This window comes from Collinsella sp. LCP19S3_B6, assembly GCF_052121815.1.
GTDB lineage: Bacteria > Actinomycetota > Coriobacteriia > Coriobacteriales > Coriobacteriaceae > Collinsella.
This window is the reverse complement of record NZ_JBQKDN010000006.1, coordinates 52,720-69,178: the sequence shown is the minus strand read 5'-3', so window position 1 is coordinate 69,178 and position 16,459 is coordinate 52,720. Positions and strand designations below refer to the sequence as shown.

Here is a 16,459-nt window from a genome sequence, read left to right as displayed (position 1 = left end):
AACTTGCGTTGGAGCCTCATTCAATGCTCGGGTGGAGACGAGGGGGATCGAACCCCTGACCTCTTGACTGCCAGTCAAGCGCTCTCCCAGCTGAGCTACGCCCCCGTGCGAAGAAGTACTATACGGGAACTCGGACGGCGATGCAAGGACAATTTTAGAAAAACTTTCGCCGTCGCGGCGCGGGGGCGCGGACCCGCACAGGATCGAGGGTCCGCGATGCCTGGCCATGCCCGCGGGGCGCGCCCTAAGGCGTGCGGTGCTGCCGCAGCCCGCCTTTCCGGCTCCAGCCCGGTCGCCCCCGGGGACCTCCCGCCATGAACGCGACCCAAGGCGTTTGGAAGTGGGCAAACAAGCTACTTGCAAGAAAATGTTGCCATGAAAAAGAAACAGGCCAGACAAATTGCCTGACCTGTTGAAAAACCTGGTGGGCCCTCCGGGATTCGAACCCAGAACCCAGGGATTATGAGTCCCCTGCGCTAACCGTTGCGCCAAGAGCCCTTTATATTAGTGGTTGCAAAGGCAATGGAGAAGTTCCATTTAGCGTGTCGTTGCACCACGACGTGAAATACTACCATGCGCGCAATGGTCATTCAACGCACGATCTTTTCGATCGGAAGGATCATGGTCCTGCCTTTGACCTTGTGTGCCTATATGAAAAAAGGCCCCAACTTGCGTTGGAGCCTCATTCAATGCTCGGGTGGAGACGAGGGGAATCGAACCCCTGACCTCTTGACTGCCAGTCAAGCGCTCTCCCAGCTGAGCTACGCCCCCGTGCAAAGAAGTACTATACGGGAACTCCTCCAAGGGTGCAAGAACAATTTTGAAGAAACTTTTTTGATCACACTCTCTGTGTCAAAAAGAAAAAGGCCAGAGGCTTATCACCTCTGACCTGTGCTTTTGATGGTGGGCGATACAAGATTCGAACTTGTGACCCCATCCGTGTGAAGGATATGCTCTACCCCTGAGCCAATCGCCCGTCGCCTTTCGGCAAAAGAGATACTAACATAGCAACGCGAGGATTACCAAGAACTTTTTGGCTTCGATTGTAAAATCGTATGCCAAACCGCTCCGGAGCAATCCGTGTTTACGGCATACTTGCAGCACAACGACCTGTTCCTACACTCGTCGTCAAAACCAGCAGCTAAACCAATTTTCATACGGCAAGACCTTCTCGTAATAGGTGTCGAAGATCTTGGGATGCTCGTACTCGTAAATCCCGCTGGACCACACCACCATTTGTTGAAATGATTAAACCTTTTTATAGACTCGCGCCGAAACGCCCGCCGCGAACACAGTCAACCAATTGAGCCTCTTTATAAGAAAAAAAGCCTCCGGTTTTCCGAAGGCCTTTGCATTCACGATGGTGGAGACGAGGGGGATCGAACCCCTGACCTCTTGACTGCCAGTCAAGCGCTCTCCCAGCTGAGCTACGCCCCCGTGACGAGGAGATACTATAGGGGAATGTTTTGCTTGATGCAAGAGATTTTTGTTGAAACTTTTTCTTACGGGTTTTCCTGGGACGGGGCTGAATTGACTGATTTTGACTTCGGCAAAATCAGTCAATTAACCCACCGTCCCGATAAAACCCTCACGGTATAAAAAACCGATTGCGATGCCTTGGTGGACTTGAATCTTGGCCGTTTTCCTTACGACATTAGAGATGCCCGTGTCAGCTAACAGGCCTAGAGGGCTGTGATCCAGTTCCCACTCTAGGCCGTGTTCGCTTACTACTGTCCCAGGGGCTATGGCGATGATGGAGAAGGTTTTGCCCTCGGCATCCTCGATGATCCAGGTCTCGCCTGCGTGAAGGATGCGGGCAATCACCTTGTCCTCGGCAATCCAAATGGGGGCATCCTCGTAGCCTGCAAGCAGCCCAGTTACGGAAAGCGCCATGTCCGGGCGACCGCCGGTGGCACAGGTCGCAACCACCTCGGCACCCGGCCAGCGACGGCGGACCGAATCGAGTGCCAACGCCAGATCGGTATAGTCCTTGTAGGGGTCGTGGCGCTCAACCTCAAAGGCCTCGGCGGCATCGACCAACGCGCGACCGGTGTCGCTCACCGTGTCGGCATCTCCTACATACACGTCGCAACCTAGTCCCGAGCCCAGCAGCGCGTCGAGCCCGCGGTCCACGGCGACAACGTGGTCGCACTCCCCCGCCAGTCGACGCAACAGATCCGCGCTCGCCAGCACCGGCGAGCCGCAAACAACTAATACTTTGCAAGCCACGGCCCTCGCCTAGCCCTTAAACGCAAGCACACGGGCCAGATCCAGGTCCTCATAGCTATCGATAAAGATATCGCAGTTATCGCGAACCTCGTCGCGCTCCATACGGCCGTGCTGGTCATAGATGCCCACGCGCTTAAAGCCTGCAGTGCCAGAGCTCTTAAGGCCAAAGACGGCGTCCTCAAACACCCACGCGCGCTCAAACTGGTGCCCGTGGCGCTCCTCAAGGCGGCGCAGCGCCAGCTCGTACACGTCGGAGAATTGCTTGGAACGCCCCGCCTCGCCCGTCGTGGTAATAAGCTCCATGTAGGCGTCGAGCCCCGCACCCACGAGTGCGGACTGCACCAGCTCGGCCGGCGTGGACGTGGCCACGCACATAGCAATGCCGGCCAATTTCGCCTGCTCCAAAAATGCCAGGAGCCCCTCGCGCGGCGGCACCTTGGAGTAGCCATCGATCAGGATGTCGCTCAGCTCGCGATACAGCTCCTCGCCATTTTCGCCAATGCCCCACGTGTCGTGGTAGGCCTGGCACTCGTCCTCGAGCGACAAATGCTCAAACTGGGCAAAATCGTCAACCGTTACATCAATGCCGTAACGCCGCAATAGTTCGGGCTGCGCATAGCCCCAAACGGGGGTGCTATTTACCAGTGTGCCGTCGCAATCAAAAATAAAAGCAACATTAGAGGCGGCTGTGTGGTTCATTCGCAAACCTTTCAATGTCAAATGGTAAACAACCTGCTAAAAACGTTTTACCAAACGTAAATCTAAAAATTTTGAAACCCTAATTGGTAAAACTGTCAAGAGTTTTACCATCGCAATTCTGTCAGTGGCATAAACATGGCGCTCACCGATTAAACGCCACCGTAAATCCACTTTCGTCCATAAAACTAACGGACAGGTGTTATTGTGGTTTTTGCCGAAAGTTCCACCGAGCACGTGAGGTGGGACGAATCATAGAGCTATCGCCGTCCCTTCGATTCGTGCAGCCTTGGACCTTTCGCATCTAGTCACCAAGGCAACACGCTGCCGCGTCATGATGGGATCAAACGTGAGCGATACAAAGCTAATGCCAGCAACCAAAAAGCCCGCTACCCGTAAAGCCGCCCCGCACGCACCGGAGCTCACCAAGGACGATGTCTATCTGTTTGGCATTGGAATGTGGGAGCGCAGCTGGGAAAAGATGGGCGCGCATCCCGACACGCAGCAGCGCACGCGCGGCTGGCGTTTTTGCGTTTGGGCGCCCGACGTTAAGAGCGTCCACGTTATCGGTGAATTTAACAATTGGGACGAACAAGCCAACCCGCTGGTGCCCGTACACACGAGCGCTATCTGGGAAGGCTTTATTCCTGGCGCCGAGCAGGGCCAGCTCTATAAATACCTCATCGAGACCAACGAGGGCGAAAAGCTCTACAAGGCCGATCCGTACGCCTTTAAGGCCGAGTGCCCTCCGGGAACGGCGAGCGTGCTGTGGACCCTCGATGGCTACCAGTGGAACGACGCCGCGTGGCTCAAGCGCCGCGCCGGCCACAACCACATGTCGCAGCCGCTCAACATCTACGAGGTGCATATTGGCTCGTGGAAGCGCCACGGAGACGAGCCACAGGGCGAGCCGGACGAGTACGGCAACTACCCCGGTCCCATGGACCCCTTCCCTGCGCAGCGCGGCGAGTTTTACACTTACGACGACCTGTCGGTGGAGCTCGTGGACTACGTGCGCGATATGGGCTACACGCATATCGAGGTCATGCCGCTTATGGAGCACCCCTTCGATGGCTCCTGGGGCTACCAGACGACCGGCTACTTTGCCGCCACGTCACGCTACGGCAACCCGCAGCAGCTCATGCACTTTATCGATGCATGCCACGAGGCGGGCATCGGCGTGATTATGGACTGGGTACCCGGCGGTTTTTGCGCCGACTCCCACGGCCTTGCCACCTTTAACGGCCACATGCTGTTTGAGCACGAGATTCACCCCAACTGGGGCACGCACAAGTTTGACTTCGCCCGCGGCGAGGTCCGCTCCTTCTTGGTCTCCAACGTGCTGTACTGGATCGAGAACTTCCATGTGGACGGCATTCGCATGGACGGCGTGTCCAGCATGCTGTACCTCAACTTTGGCATTGACGATCCTGGCCAAAAGAAGTTCAACAAGTACGGTACCGAGGAGGACCTGGACGCCAGCGCGTTTATCCGTCAGGTCAACTGCGCTGTTGAGGCGCACTACCCCGACGTGATGATGATGGCCGAGGAGTCCACCGCGTGGCCGCTTGTGACCTATCCGCCGCAGGACGGCGGCCTGGGCTTCCACTACAAGTGGGACATGGGCTGGATGAACGACACCCTGCACTACATGCAGACCGATTTTCCGTGGCGCCCCGGCAATCACGGCTTGCTCACGTTCTCCATCATGTACGCCTTTACCGAGAACTTTATCTGCCCGCTGAGCCACGACGAGGTCGTGCACGGCAAGTGCTCGCTCATTGGCCGCATGCCGGGTGACTGGTGGCGCCAGTTTGCCGGCCTGCGCACGCTCGCCTTCTACCAGATGACGCACCCCGGTGCCAAGCTCAACTTTATGGGCAACGAGATCGGCCAGTTTATCGAGTGGCGCTACTACGAATCTATTCAGTGGTTCTTGACCGAGCAGTATGAGACCCATGCACACCATCAGGCGTTCATTAAGGCGCTCAACCACCTGTATACCGCCGAGCCCGCCCTGTACGAGCGCGGCTACAATGACGACGGCTTTACCTGGATCGACGCGGACAACTCCAAGCAGTCCATCGTGAGCTTTGTGCGTCAGGGCGAGGACGTCGATGACGACCTCGTGATCCTGATCAACTTTGACCCGGCGGCCTACGAGAGCTTCCGTGTGGGCGTGCCGCGTGAGGGCGACTGGGAGGTCATCTTTGACTCCGACCGTCCCGAGTTTGGCGGCAGCGGCTATGCTGGCGAGGAGCCCTACACCTGCTCGAGCGAGCCCTATCCCTGGAACGGGCAGATGGACTCCATCGAGATTAAGGTGCCCAGCCTGGCAGGCGTGGTGCTTAAGCGTCGCGGCCCCAGCAGCTATAAGCCGCCCGTGGTCGAGGAGCCCAAGAAGGCGACCCGCAAGCGTGCGTCCTCGGTAAAGCCCAAGCCAGCGGCCGCTAAGAAGGCTCCGGCTAAGGCAAAGGCTACGACGACCAAGGCCAAGGCTAAGGCCGCCGCAAAGCCCGCTGCCAAGGCTACCGCGACCAAGAAGCCGGCTGCCAAAAAGGCCGCCACCAAAGCCAAGTCTGCTTCTGTTAAGTCGTCACCTAAGGATGCGTAACAAAGGCGTTACCACTGTAATTTCCCGCCCCAGCGGGGCGTAGGATACAAGTCACAGCCGTTCCGGGAGAAACATCCCCGGGGGAAGGAACGTATGAATAAGATCTTCGACAACAAGCAGGAGTTTACCGAGCTCTATCGCGATGCCGTCATGAGCATTAGCGGCAAGAACGTCGAGGCCGCCAGCGACCTGGATCGCTTTAACGCCCTGGCCAAGCTCGTGGCCGAGAAGGCCCGCACCGTTGCCACCAAGAGCGACGCCCGTGCGGCAGCCGAGGGCAAGAAGCGCGTGTACTACTTCTCGATCGAGTTTTTGATCGGCCGCCTGCTTGACAACTACCTGCTCAACTTTGGCGTGCGCGACATGGTCGCCGAGGCGCTCGACGATATGGGCCTTGACCTGTCCGTCATCGAGAGCCAGGAGCCCGATCCGGCGCTGGGCAACGGTGGCCTGGGTCGTCTGGCCGCATGCTTCCTGGATTCCATGGCAGCCGAGGGCATTGCCGGCTACGGCAACGGCATGCGCTACCGCTACGGCCTGTTTAAACAGGAGATCGTCAACGGCAGCCAGGTCGAAACCACCGACGAGTGGCTCACCAACGGCTATCCCTGGGAGGTCCGTCGTCAGGACAAGGCCGTGACCATTAAGTTTGGTGGCCGCGTCGAGGGCTTTGAGGAGAACGGCCGCACGTTCTATCGAACCGTGGACACGCAGGACATCCTGGCCGTCCCTTATGACATCCCCGTGGTGGGCTATGCCGGCGAGACCGTCAACAAGCTGCGCGTCTGGGCCGCTGAGCCGGTCGAGGAGCACTTTGACCTTGAGGCCTTCAACCGCGGCGACTACGCCCTGGCCGACGCCGAGCGCGCCGAGGCCGAGGCTATCAGCGCCATCCTCTACCCCAACGACGCCGGCGAGCACGGCCGTCTGCTGCGTCTGAAGCAGGAATACCTGTTTGTCTCGGCCGGTATCTATAGCCTGCTCGACACCTTTGAGAAGGAACACGGCGCGAACTGGGAGCTGCTGCCGCAGTTTGTGGCCATCCACACCAACGATACGCACCCCGCCATGTGCGGCCCCGAGCTCATGCGCATCCTCATCGACGAAAAGAAGCTCGAGTGGGATGACGCCTGGAACATCGTGACGCAGGTCGTGAGCTACACCAACCACACCATCCTGCCCGAGGCCCTGGAGAAGTGGCCCATCGGCACGTTCTCCAAGCTCCTCCCCCGTGTGTACCAGATCATCGACGAGATCAGCCGTCGTTGGCATGAGTCGTTCGATACTACGCAGGAGGGCTGGCAGGAGCGTCTGCGCCAGACAGCCATCCTATGGGACGGCGAGGTTCGCATGGCCAACCTGTCCGTGATCTGCAGCCACAGCGTCAACGGCGTGGCCAAGATTCACTCCGATATCATCAAGAACAATGTGCTCAAGGACTTCTATGCCTTAACGCCCGAGAAGTTCAACAACAAGACCAACGGCATCTCGCACCGTCGCTTCTTTGCCGAGGCCAACCCCACCTACGCCAAGCTCGTGACCGAGGCCATTGGCGACGGCTGGCTGAAGGACGCCTTTGAGCTTGAGAAACTTAAAGGTTTTCAGAACGACACCGAGTTCCTGAAGGCCGTGGGTGCCTCCAAGCGCACCAATAAGGAGCGTCTTGCCGCCTACGTTAAGGCAGAGACCGGTCTGGTTATTGACCCCAACACCGTCTTCGATGTTCAGGTAAAGCGTTTCCATGCCTACAAGCGCCAGCTCATGAACATCATGAAGGTGATGGACATCTACAACCGTCGCATCGCCAATCCCAACTTCCACGTGACACCGACGACCTTTATCTTTAGCGGCAAGGCTGCCTCGAGCTACACCTTTGCCAAGGAGACCATCCGCCTGATCAACTCGGTGGCCGAGGTCATCAACAACGACCCGCGCGTCAACGAGGTCATGAAGGTCTGCTTTATCCCCAACTTCCGCGTGAGCAACGCACAGCTCATCTACCCTGCCGCCGAGATTTCGGAGCAGATTTCCACAGCTGGCAAGGAGGCCTCGGGCACGTCCAACATGAAGCTCATGATGAACGGCGCCATTACGCTGGGCACCCTCGACGGCGCCAACATCGAAATCGCCGATTTGGCCGGCCGCGAGAACGAGGCGATCTTTGGCCTGACCGCTCCCGAGGTCGAGCAGCTCTGGGCATCGAACAGCTACTTTGCGTGGGATACGCTCAACAATGATCGCGAACGTCTGGGCCGCGTGATGGATGAGCTCAAGGACAACACGTTTGCCGGCCTTTCGGGCAACTTTGAGAGCATCTACAACGAGCTTATGAACAACAACGACCCCGACCTGGTCATGGCAGACTTCCGCAGCTACGTGGATGCATGGGAGAAGCTCACGGGCAGCTATGGCGACCAGGAGACCTGGAACCGCAAGGCGCTGCTCAACACCGCCTCGAGCGGCTGGTTCTCGAGCGACCGCACCATTCGCGAGTACCGCGACGAGATCTGGCACGCTTAAAGGCCGCGAGTTCCCTTTGCCGCACGGCATTACTCGACGGGCGCGACCGAGCGCCGCGCCCGTCGCTAATGGGTTTAGGAACATCGATGACAGAAGGAGAATTCGATGAGTAAGAAAGAATGCATCGCGATGCTCCTCGCAGGAGGACAGGGAAGCCGATTGGGGGCACTCACCCAAAAGATCGCTAAACCGGCGGTTAGCTTTGGTGGCAAGTTCCGCATTATCGACTTTTCGCTGTCCAACTGCTCCAATTCGGGCATCGACACGGTGGGCGTTCTGACGCAGTATCGTCCCTACCTGCTGCATGCCTACGTGGGCTCTGGCGAGGCGTGGGATCTGGACAGCCGCGACGGTGGCGTGTCGATCCTGCCGCCGTACGAGACGCAAACCGGTGGCGCATGGTATGCGGGCACGGCCGACGCCATCACGCAGAACCTCAACTACATCAAGTCCAACGACCCCAAGTACGTCCTGATTCTTTCGGGCGATCATCTGTATCGCATGGACTACCGCAAGATGCTCAAGACGCACATTGAGAACAACGCCGACCTCACGGTGAGCGTTATGCCCGTGCCGTGGGAGGAGGCCAGCCGCTTTGGCATCCTGACCACCGACCCCGAGGACGGCCGCATCACCAAGTTCACGGAAAAGCCCGAGAAGCCCGATTCGAACCTCGCGTCCATGGGCATCTACATCTTCTCGGCCGACGTGCTGATCAAGGCGCTCGAGGAGGACGCTCTGGACCAGCGCTCGAGCCATGACTTTGGCAAGGACATCATCCCCAAGCTGCTCGGCGAGGACAAGCGCCTGTACAGCTACGAGTTCCACGGCTTTTGGAAGGATGTTGGCACCATCGCCAGCTTCCACGAGACCTCGATGGACCTGCTGGGCAACAACCCCGAGTTCGATCTGTTTGACAAGAGCTTCCCCATCATGTCCAACATCACCACGCGTCCGCCGCACTACATTGGCCCGGACGGTCGCCTGGACGACTGCCTGGTCTCCAATGGCTGCAAGATCTACGGCACCGCTCGCCACTCGATCCTTTCGACCGATGTCATTATCGAGGAGCGCGCCGTGGTCGAGGACTCCGTGCTGCTACCGGGTGCGCACGTTAAGAGCGGCGCGCACATTTGCCGCGCTATTTTGGGCGAGAACTCCACGGTCGAAGAGGGCGTGAAGCTCGGCTCTGTCGATACCACCAAGGATACGGCCGTCGTTGGAAATGACGTCGTTGTCGGGAAGGGGGAATGATCCGATGATCAATCGCAAGGCCATCGGCTATATCACCGCTAACTACTCTTCGACCTACGGCAGCGTGCTGCTCAAGGATCGCCCCATCGCGTCCGTTCCGTTTTTGGGCCGCTACCGCCTGATCGACTTTCCGCTGTCCAACATGATGAATGCCGGCATTAAGACCGTCGGCGTTGTCATGCCGGGCAACTACCGCTCGCTGATCGACCACGTGGGCTCGGGCAAGGACTGGGGCCTGGACCGCAAGAACGGCGGCCTGTTCATGGTGCCCGGCAACGCGTATGGCACCACCAAGGGCGGCATGCGCTTCTTGCTCCGCGACATCATCTCCAACAAGACGCTGTTCCAGCGCTCGGACAAGCCCTATGTTGTGATGATGGGCACCAACGTCATCTTTAACATGGACCTCAACACCATCATCGAGGCGCACGAGAAATCCGGTGCCCAGATGACCGTGGTGTACTGCAAGGCCACGCACAACGTCGAAGACGAGACCAAGCTCGATATCAACGAGAACGGCCGCCTGACGGGCGTAAGCGCCGGCGTCGCGTACGGCGACAACGCCTCTATGGACTGCTGCATCGTCAACCGCGAGACGCTGCTCGAGATCATCGACCACTACCAGGCCGCCGACTATCTGGACCTGCTCGAGGCACTCCAGGGCGACTTTGGCAACATCGACGTGTGCAGCTACAAGTACAAGGGCGAGGTCGTGGGCGTGTTTAGCGAGAAGTCGCTGTATCGTCGCAGCATGGACCTGCTCGACCAGACCGTGGCCGATCGGCTCTTTGACCCCGAGCGCCCGATCCTGACCAAGGCCCACGACGTGCCGCCTTCGCGTTACGCGACCGGCAGCCACGCCTGCAACTCGATCATCTCGGCCGGCTGCATCATCAAGGGCACCGTGCGCAACTCGATCCTGTCGCGCGGCGTTGTGATCGAGGAAGGCGCCTCGGTGACCAACTCGATCATCAACCAGAGCTGCATCATCAAGAGCGGCGCCCGTGTTGAGAACGCCATCCTGGACAAGAACAACGTGGTTCCCACCAACACCGAGCTTCGCGGTACGCCCGAGAACATCCTGGTGCTGGGCAAGGCTCCGTTAACGTCCGATACCACCATCGCTCGTTAACATTGGCACCACATAATCGCACGTAACTTGTAGAATAGTCGCCCGGTTAGCGCCAGGCGACTATTCTCGAATTGCAACATGGGAGACATAATGGCACAAACCAGCAAAAAGATGCAGATCGTGTTTGCCTCGGCCGAGTGCGCGCCGTTTGTTAAGACCGGCGGCCTGGGTGACGTGGCGGGCTCGCTGCCTGCGGCACTCGTGCGCGCTGGCGCCGAAGTCATTGTGATGGTGCCCAAGTACGCCACCATCAAGGACGAGTACAAGGCGCAGATGGAGCACTTTGCCGACTTTTACGTGAGCCTGAGCTGGCGCAACGAGTACTGCGGGTTGGAGAAGCTCGAGCACGACGGCGTCACCTATATGTTCGTGGACAACGAGCACTACTTTGCGCGCGACTATCCCTACGGCTTCTTTGACGACGGCGAGCGCTTCGCGTTTTTCTCCAAGGCCATCACCGAGAGCCTGCAGCACCTGCCCGAAGGCTTTGAGTGCGACATCCTGCACTGCAACGACTGGCAGACGGCGCTGGCGCCCGTGTTCTTGCGAGAGTTCTACCAAGGCCTGCCGCTGTACGACCGCGTCAAGACCGTGTTCTCGATCCACAATGTGGCGTTCCAGGGTCAGTTTAGCGACACCGTGATGGAAGACATACTGGGTATGGCGCATATTCCGGCAGCCGCCACGCAGTTGCGCTGTGACGCCTGCAGCATTAACTATATGCTGGGCGCGCTGCACTATGCCGATGCCATCACCACGGTGAGCCCCACCTATGCGGGCGAGATCCAGACGCCCGAGTTTGGCGAGGGCCTGGATGGCGTGCTGCGCGAGCGTTCCTACGCACTGCAGGGTATCCTCAACGGCATTGACGTTGTGGGTTTTGATCCGGCGACCGACAAGCGCATTGCCGCCAACTACACGGTTGATGACCGTGCGGGGAAGGCCGTATGCAAGGCCAAACTGCAGGAGGAGTTGGGGCTCGAGATTCGCGACGACCGCCCGCTTATGGTGATGGTCACGCGCCTGACGCGACAGAAGGGCATGGACCTGGTCATGTACGCGCTCGACCGCATCCTGTCCGGTGGCGTTCAGGTGGCCGTGCTGGGTACCGGCGACCGCGACTACGAGGACGGCCTGCGCTACTTCCAGGGCAAATACCCCGGCACCATGGCGGCGCGTATCGAGTTTGACCCGGCACTTTCGCAGCGCATGTACGCCGCCGCCGATATGTTCCTGATGCCCTCGAAGTTTGAGCCCTGTGGCCTGTCGCAGATCATTGCCATGCGCTACGGCACCCTGCCCATTGTGCGCGAGACCGGTGGCCTGAAGGACACCGTGCAACCGTACAACGAGTTTACCGGCGAGGGCACGGGCTTCTCATTTAGTCACTTTAACGGCGACGAGATGGGCGACGCGGTGTTCCGCGCGGCTCGCCTGTTCTGGGATAACCGCAAGGCCTGGGATCAGCTGGTCACGCAGGCCATGAGCCAGGACTTTAGCTGGACACGTTCGGCCGATAAGTATCTGGACCTGTACTTCTTTATGCACCCAGAGATTGAGAGGCCGGTGGCAGTGGAGGCTGCTGCGGCTGTGGAGGAGCCGGTTGCTGCCGAAGCCGAGCCTGCGGCACCCGTTAAGGAGCCCGCTGTTGCCGAGGAGCCCAAGGCCGAGGAGAAGCCGGCTGACGACGGCGAGGTAAAGCCCACGGCGAAGCCTGCCGCCAAGAAGACGACGACCCGCAAGACGACGGCTAAGAAGGCCACGACCACGAAGGCCGCTACGAGCAAGACCACCACTGCCAAGGCAACCACCACGCGTAAGCGTACGACCGCCGCTGCCAAGAAGGCCGTCGAAGCCGAGGCCGCTCCCGAGGTAAAGGCCGAGGCCACCGCTGAGGCTACCACTGCCGAGGCTAAGACCGCGGCAAAGGCTCCGGCCAAGACCGCTGCCAAGAAGACGACCGCGACCAAGACCGCAACCAAGACCGCGACCGCCAAGAAGGCCACGGCTACGAAGTCGCCGGCGACCAAGGCTGCTACGACGAAGGCCGCCGCGAAGACGGCCCCGAAGGCTGCTGCAAAGCCCGCCGTCAAGGTCGAGGAGGCACCCTCCGAGCCCAAGGCCAAGGCAGCTGTCGAGGCAAAGTCGGCCGCCAAGACCACCACACGCAAGCGCGCCACGACAACGGCCAAAAAGGCTACGACCAAGACAGCCGCTCCCAAGGCAGAGGCTAAAGCCAAGGACAAACCCGCAGTAAAGGCCGAACCGGAACCGAAGGCCGCCGAGGTCAAGACCGCTCCGAAGGCTACGGCAAAGACCGAACCCGCCAAGAAGGCCCCGGTCTCCCCCGCCGCTCCAGCCGAGGAAAAGGCTCCGACCAAGAAGACCTCCGTCCGCAAGGCAACGGCCACCCGCAAGCGCCGCTAGTCCACAGACGATCTAAAACCTAATAAAAACCCTAAACAAGGGGCGCTCCAACCGGGCGCCCCTTCTCTGTAGATAGTTGGTAAAACGATTTTCTAGGACAACCGTTCGCCGATAGTGAGCGACTGTAGTTTATACAACTAAAGTGCAACGGATATACTTATGCACTGTGCGTTAAGCCCATGACCCGCTGGCCATGATTGTATAGAACTGGACCGTACTATGAGATTGATACACAACAGCCGCCTGACGCAGTTTCGCACTCCTTTTGGCGCTGTGACCACTGGAACTTCCGTTTCGCTTTCGGTGATTTTGGAGGATGCCGACCCCAACCAGGCAACGCTCACCCTGCGCACCTGGGTCGACGGCATCGGAGAGACCTTGATCCCCATGGAGCACAAGGGCGATGGCATCTTTACCGGTGAGCTCATCTGCGCCGAGCCCTGTCTTGTATGGTACAGCTTTATATGCAATATCGAAGGCCAGCCCGAGGTCCGCTTGGGTGCGTCGCAGGGTCGCACCGGCGGCGAGGGCGTTGTATACAACTACGCCGAGGTTCCGTCCTTCCAGATTACCGTCTACAAGCACCGCGAGAACCGTCCCACCTGGTACGAGCACGGCATGGTCTACCAGATCTTCCCCGACCGCTACGCCCGCGACGAAAACTGGCGCGAACGCACGCTGGCCGAGGTCGAAAAACCGCGTAAGGGAATCCAGCGTCGCATGGTCGAGGACTGGAACGAGCCGCCCGTGTACGAGCGTGCCGAGGACGGATCCATCAAGACTTGGGATTTTTACGGCGGCTCTCTCAAGGGTATCCAAAATGACCTGCCCCGCATCGCCGAGCTGGGCTTTACGGCCATCTACCTCAACCCGATCTTTGAGGCCGCGAGCAACCACCGCTACGACACGGCCGATTACACCAAAATCGACCCGATTCTGGGAACCGAGCAGGACTTTACGGAGCTGTGCGAGGCGGCCGAGAAGCTCGGCATTTCCATCATCCTGGACGGCGTCTTCAACCATACGGGCGACGACTCGATCTACTTTAACCGCTACGGCAACTATCCCGGCGTCGGCGCGTGGCAGAGCGAGGACTCCCCGTGGCGCGATGCGTTTACCTTCCACGAGGACGGCACGTATGACTGCTGGTGGGGCGTGAGCAACATGCCCGCCCTCAACGAGAATTCCGAGCTCGTGCGTAAAAAGCTTCTGGGCAAGGACGGCGTCATTCGCAAGTGGCTGCGCGCCGGTGCCCACGGCTGGCGACTCGATGTGGCCGACGAGCTTTCCGATGACTTCCTGGCCGATATCAAGGCCGCCGTGCTCGAAGAGAAGCCCGATGCGCTGCTGCTCGGCGAAGTCTGGGAGGACGCCTCCAACAAGATCAGCTATGGCCATCTGCGCCGTTATCTGCAAGGCTCCGAACTCGATTCCGCCATGGACTACCCCTTCCGCGACATGGTCATCGGCTTTTTGATGGGCTACAAGAACGCCTATCAGGCTGCCGAGGACATCGAGACACTGCGCGAGAACTACCCGCGCGAGGCACTGGCCTGCGCGCTCAATCTGCTTTCGAGCCACGACCGTCCGCGCATTATCTCGGTGCTCGGCGGTGGTCCCGACGAGTCGCAGCTACCCGAGAGCGAGCGTAGCAAATGGCGCTTGGACGAGAACTCCATGGACCTGGCCAAGAGGCGCTTTTGGTTGGCGACGCTCATGCAGATGACCTTCCCCGGCGTGCCCTCGATCTATTATGGCGATGAGTACGGCCTGGAGGGCCTCACCGATCCGGGCAACCGCCGTACCCTGCCGACAAAGGACCAGCTCCACGATTTCGATACGTTGGCCATCGTGAAGAACGCATCCGCCCTGCGCCGCGCGTTGCCTTTTATGGTTGACGGCGAGATCAAGGCTTTCGCGCTTAACGACGACGTCCTAGCCTACACCCGCACGGGCAAAGACGGCGAGGCTGCGACCGTTATCGTCAATCGCAGCCTGCGCAATTCGCACCGCGTTACGATTCCGGCGCTCGGTGAATGCGCGAGTGACGTGATCAGCGGCCACGAGTGCGAGATCCACAACGGCACGGTCACGCTCGACCTGTGCCCGCTGGGCTCTTCGATCATCTATCACCATGCCAAGAGGCGCCTGCAAGAGCCGCTCGATCATGGCGCGGGCGTCGTGTGCCACATTACCTCGGTGCCGACTGACGATGGCAAGCCGGGTACGATCGGCGCACCCACGCGCCGCTTTATCGACCACCTGGCCGCCATTGGCATGCGCTACTGGCAGGTCCTGCCCGTCAACCCGACGGATTTCTTCCGCTCCCCCTATGCCGGACCCTCGGCTTTTGCGGGTAACATCGACCTGCTGCCCGAGAGTCACGAGGAGCTGGCCGCCGACTTCGCTTCTTGGAAGGCCCACGGTGGCGAAGATGCCGACCCGCTGTACACCGCGTTTAAACATCGCAATGCCGATTGGCTCGAGAAGTACTGCGTCTACATGGCCGTTAAGAAATACTTTGAGGGCGAGTCGCGCCACAATTGGCCGGCAGATGTCGCGCGCTACAACGAGCATCTGATCGACGACAAGCGCTTCCACGACGAGGCCGAGCTTCAGGCGTACATGCAGTACCGCTTTGACCTTGCCTGGTGCGAGCTCATGAACTATGCGCACAAGAAGGGCATCGAGGTCATCGGCGATATCCCGATGTATGTGGCGGACGATTCGGCAGATGCGTGGAGCGAGCCCGAGAACTTCTGGCTGTCCGATACCGGCAAGGCAATCGAGATATCCGGTGCGCCGCCCGACAACTTTGCGCCCGAAGGTCAGGTGTGGGGAAACCCCACCTTCCGCTGGGACCACATGAAGGAGAGCGGCTATCGCTGGTGGCTCGATCGCCTGCGCCGAGCGTTCGCGCTCTACGACCGCGTGCGCCTGGACCACTTCCTGGGCTTCCACAACTACTTTAGCATTCCCGCTGGCAAAGCCTGTGCCGACGGCCGCTGGCTTGCTGGTCCGGGCAAGGACCTGTTCCAGACCGCCTACGACGAGCTGGGTCCGCTCAATTTTATTGCCGAGGATCTGGGCTATCTGACGCCTGGCGTTCGTGCTATGGCTTCGACCTGCGGTTTTCCCGGCATGGACGTACTGGAGTTTAGTGACTACGACGTTCGCTGCGGAATTCATCCCACGCCGGGCAAAATCCTGTACACCTCGACGCACGACACTTCGACGCTCGCTGGCTGGTGCACGCGCTCCTTTGCAGGCGGCGACGAACCGAGTGGTGCTGAGGTGGCGGCCAAGCTGATGGGCGATGCGCTCGCAAGCGACGCCCCCCTGGTGATGATGCCGCTGCAGGATGTGCTGGGGCTGGGCGATGACGCACGTATGAACGTGCCGGGTGTAGCCACAGGCAACTGGACGTGGCAGGCACAAGAGGCAGACGTTGCGGAGGCCGAAGAGAAAACTGCGAAGCTCCTGCGCAGCACCCATAGATTCTGGGGCGAAGCGTGATAAAACCCTCGATATAGGGTACAGTTACTGCTGTTTGAATTTTTGCGGGCAGAGCGATCTGCCCGCTTTGT

Annotated in this window: 8 protein-coding genes and 5 tRNA genes; 6 read left to right on the top strand and 7 right to left on the bottom strand. The window is 59.5% G+C overall.

The window, feature by feature from the left end; translation table 11 throughout:
• Positions 1 to 32: 32 nt before the first annotated feature.
• From ACTQWD_RS03630 to ACTQWD_RS03600, 7 genes are all read right to left on the bottom strand, one after another.
• A tRNA-Ala gene (locus ACTQWD_RS03630) sits at positions 33 to 105 on the bottom strand.
• A gap of 317 nt (positions 106 to 422) precedes the next feature.
• A tRNA-Ile gene (locus ACTQWD_RS03625) sits at positions 423 to 498 on the bottom strand.
• A gap of 200 nt (positions 499 to 698) precedes the next feature.
• Positions 699 to 771, bottom strand: a tRNA-Ala gene (locus ACTQWD_RS03620).
• Positions 772 to 901: 130 nt separating this feature from the next.
• Positions 902 to 976, bottom strand: a tRNA-Val gene (locus ACTQWD_RS03615).
• A 385-nt stretch (positions 977 to 1,361) separates the two neighbouring features.
• A tRNA-Ala gene (locus tag ACTQWD_RS03610) sits at positions 1,362 to 1,437 on the bottom strand.
• Positions 1,438 to 1,563: 126 nt separating this feature from the next.
• Positions 1,564 to 2,229 (bottom strand): thiamine diphosphokinase, encoded by a 666-nt coding sequence (locus ACTQWD_RS03605; protein ID WP_441030901.1) that lies wholly within the window; start codon positions 2,227 to 2,229, stop codon positions 1,564 to 1,566.
• 9 nt (positions 2,230 to 2,238) lie between these two features.
• Positions 2,239 to 2,928: an HAD family hydrolase gene (locus tag ACTQWD_RS03600; RefSeq protein WP_441030898.1), complete on the bottom strand. Its 690-nt coding sequence runs from the start codon at positions 2,926 to 2,928 to the stop codon at positions 2,239 to 2,241.
• A 364-nt stretch (positions 2,929 to 3,292) separates the two neighbouring features.
• Here ACTQWD_RS03600 and glgB point away from each other — a divergent pair, with 364 nt between their 5' ends.
• The 6 genes from glgB to ACTQWD_RS03570 all read left to right on the top strand — a co-directional run bounded on the left by glgB (position 3,293) and on the right by ACTQWD_RS03570 (position 16,388).
• On the top strand, positions 3,293 to 5,539 hold the full coding sequence (gene glgB, locus ACTQWD_RS03595; RefSeq protein WP_441559274.1) for a 1,4-alpha-glucan branching protein GlgB: 2,247 nt from the start codon (positions 3,293 to 3,295) through the stop codon (positions 5,537 to 5,539).
• A 93-nt stretch (positions 5,540 to 5,632) separates the two neighbouring features.
• Positions 5,633 to 8,059, top strand: coding sequence for a glycogen/starch/alpha-glucan phosphorylase (locus ACTQWD_RS03590; protein WP_441030896.1), 2,427 nt, complete (start codon positions 5,633 to 5,635; stop codon positions 8,057 to 8,059).
• Positions 8,060 to 8,164: 105 nt separating this feature from the next.
• On the top strand, positions 8,165 to 9,313 hold the full coding sequence (locus ACTQWD_RS03585) for a glucose-1-phosphate adenylyltransferase (protein WP_427717391.1): 1,149 nt from the start codon (positions 8,165 to 8,167) through the stop codon (positions 9,311 to 9,313).
• Between the two features lie 4 nt (positions 9,314 to 9,317).
• Positions 9,318 to 10,445, top strand: a complete 1,128-nt coding sequence (gene glgD, locus ACTQWD_RS03580) for a glucose-1-phosphate adenylyltransferase subunit GlgD (protein WP_441030892.1) — start codon at positions 9,318 to 9,320, stop codon at positions 10,443 to 10,445.
• Between the two features lie 90 nt (positions 10,446 to 10,535).
• On the top strand, positions 10,536 to 12,872 hold the full coding sequence (gene glgA / locus ACTQWD_RS03575) for a glycogen synthase GlgA (RefSeq protein ID WP_441030890.1): 2,337 nt from the start codon (positions 10,536 to 10,538) through the stop codon (positions 12,870 to 12,872).
• Positions 12,873 to 13,091: 219 nt separating this feature from the next.
• The gene (locus ACTQWD_RS03570) at positions 13,092 to 16,388 is read left to right on the top strand and encodes a 4-alpha-glucanotransferase (protein ID WP_441559273.1); all 3,297 of its coding nucleotides are present in this window, start codon (positions 13,092 to 13,094) and stop codon (positions 16,386 to 16,388) included.
• Positions 16,389 to 16,459: the final 71 nt, after the last annotated feature.

Excerpts from the sequence above, each read along its gene's own strand:
- ACTQWD_RS03600 (WP_441030898.1), bottom strand. The coding sequence starts at position 2,928 with ATGAACCACACAGCCGCCTCTAATGTTGCTTTTATTTTTGATTGCGAC.
- glgB (WP_441559274.1), top strand. The coding sequence starts at position 3,293 with ATGCCAGCAACCAAAAAGCCCGCTACCCGTAAAGCCGCCCCGCACGCA.
- ACTQWD_RS03590 (WP_441030896.1), top strand. The coding sequence starts at position 5,633 with ATGAATAAGATCTTCGACAACAAGCAGGAGTTTACCGAGCTCTATCGC.
- ACTQWD_RS03585 (WP_427717391.1), top strand. The coding sequence starts at position 8,165 with ATGAGTAAGAAAGAATGCATCGCGATGCTCCTCGCAGGAGGACAGGGA.
- glgD (WP_441030892.1), top strand. The coding sequence starts at position 9,318 with ATGATCAATCGCAAGGCCATCGGCTATATCACCGCTAACTACTCTTCG.
- glgA (WP_441030890.1), top strand. The coding sequence starts at position 10,536 with ATGGCACAAACCAGCAAAAAGATGCAGATCGTGTTTGCCTCGGCCGAG.
- ACTQWD_RS03570 (WP_441559273.1), top strand. The coding sequence starts at position 13,092 with ATGAGATTGATACACAACAGCCGCCTGACGCAGTTTCGCACTCCTTTT.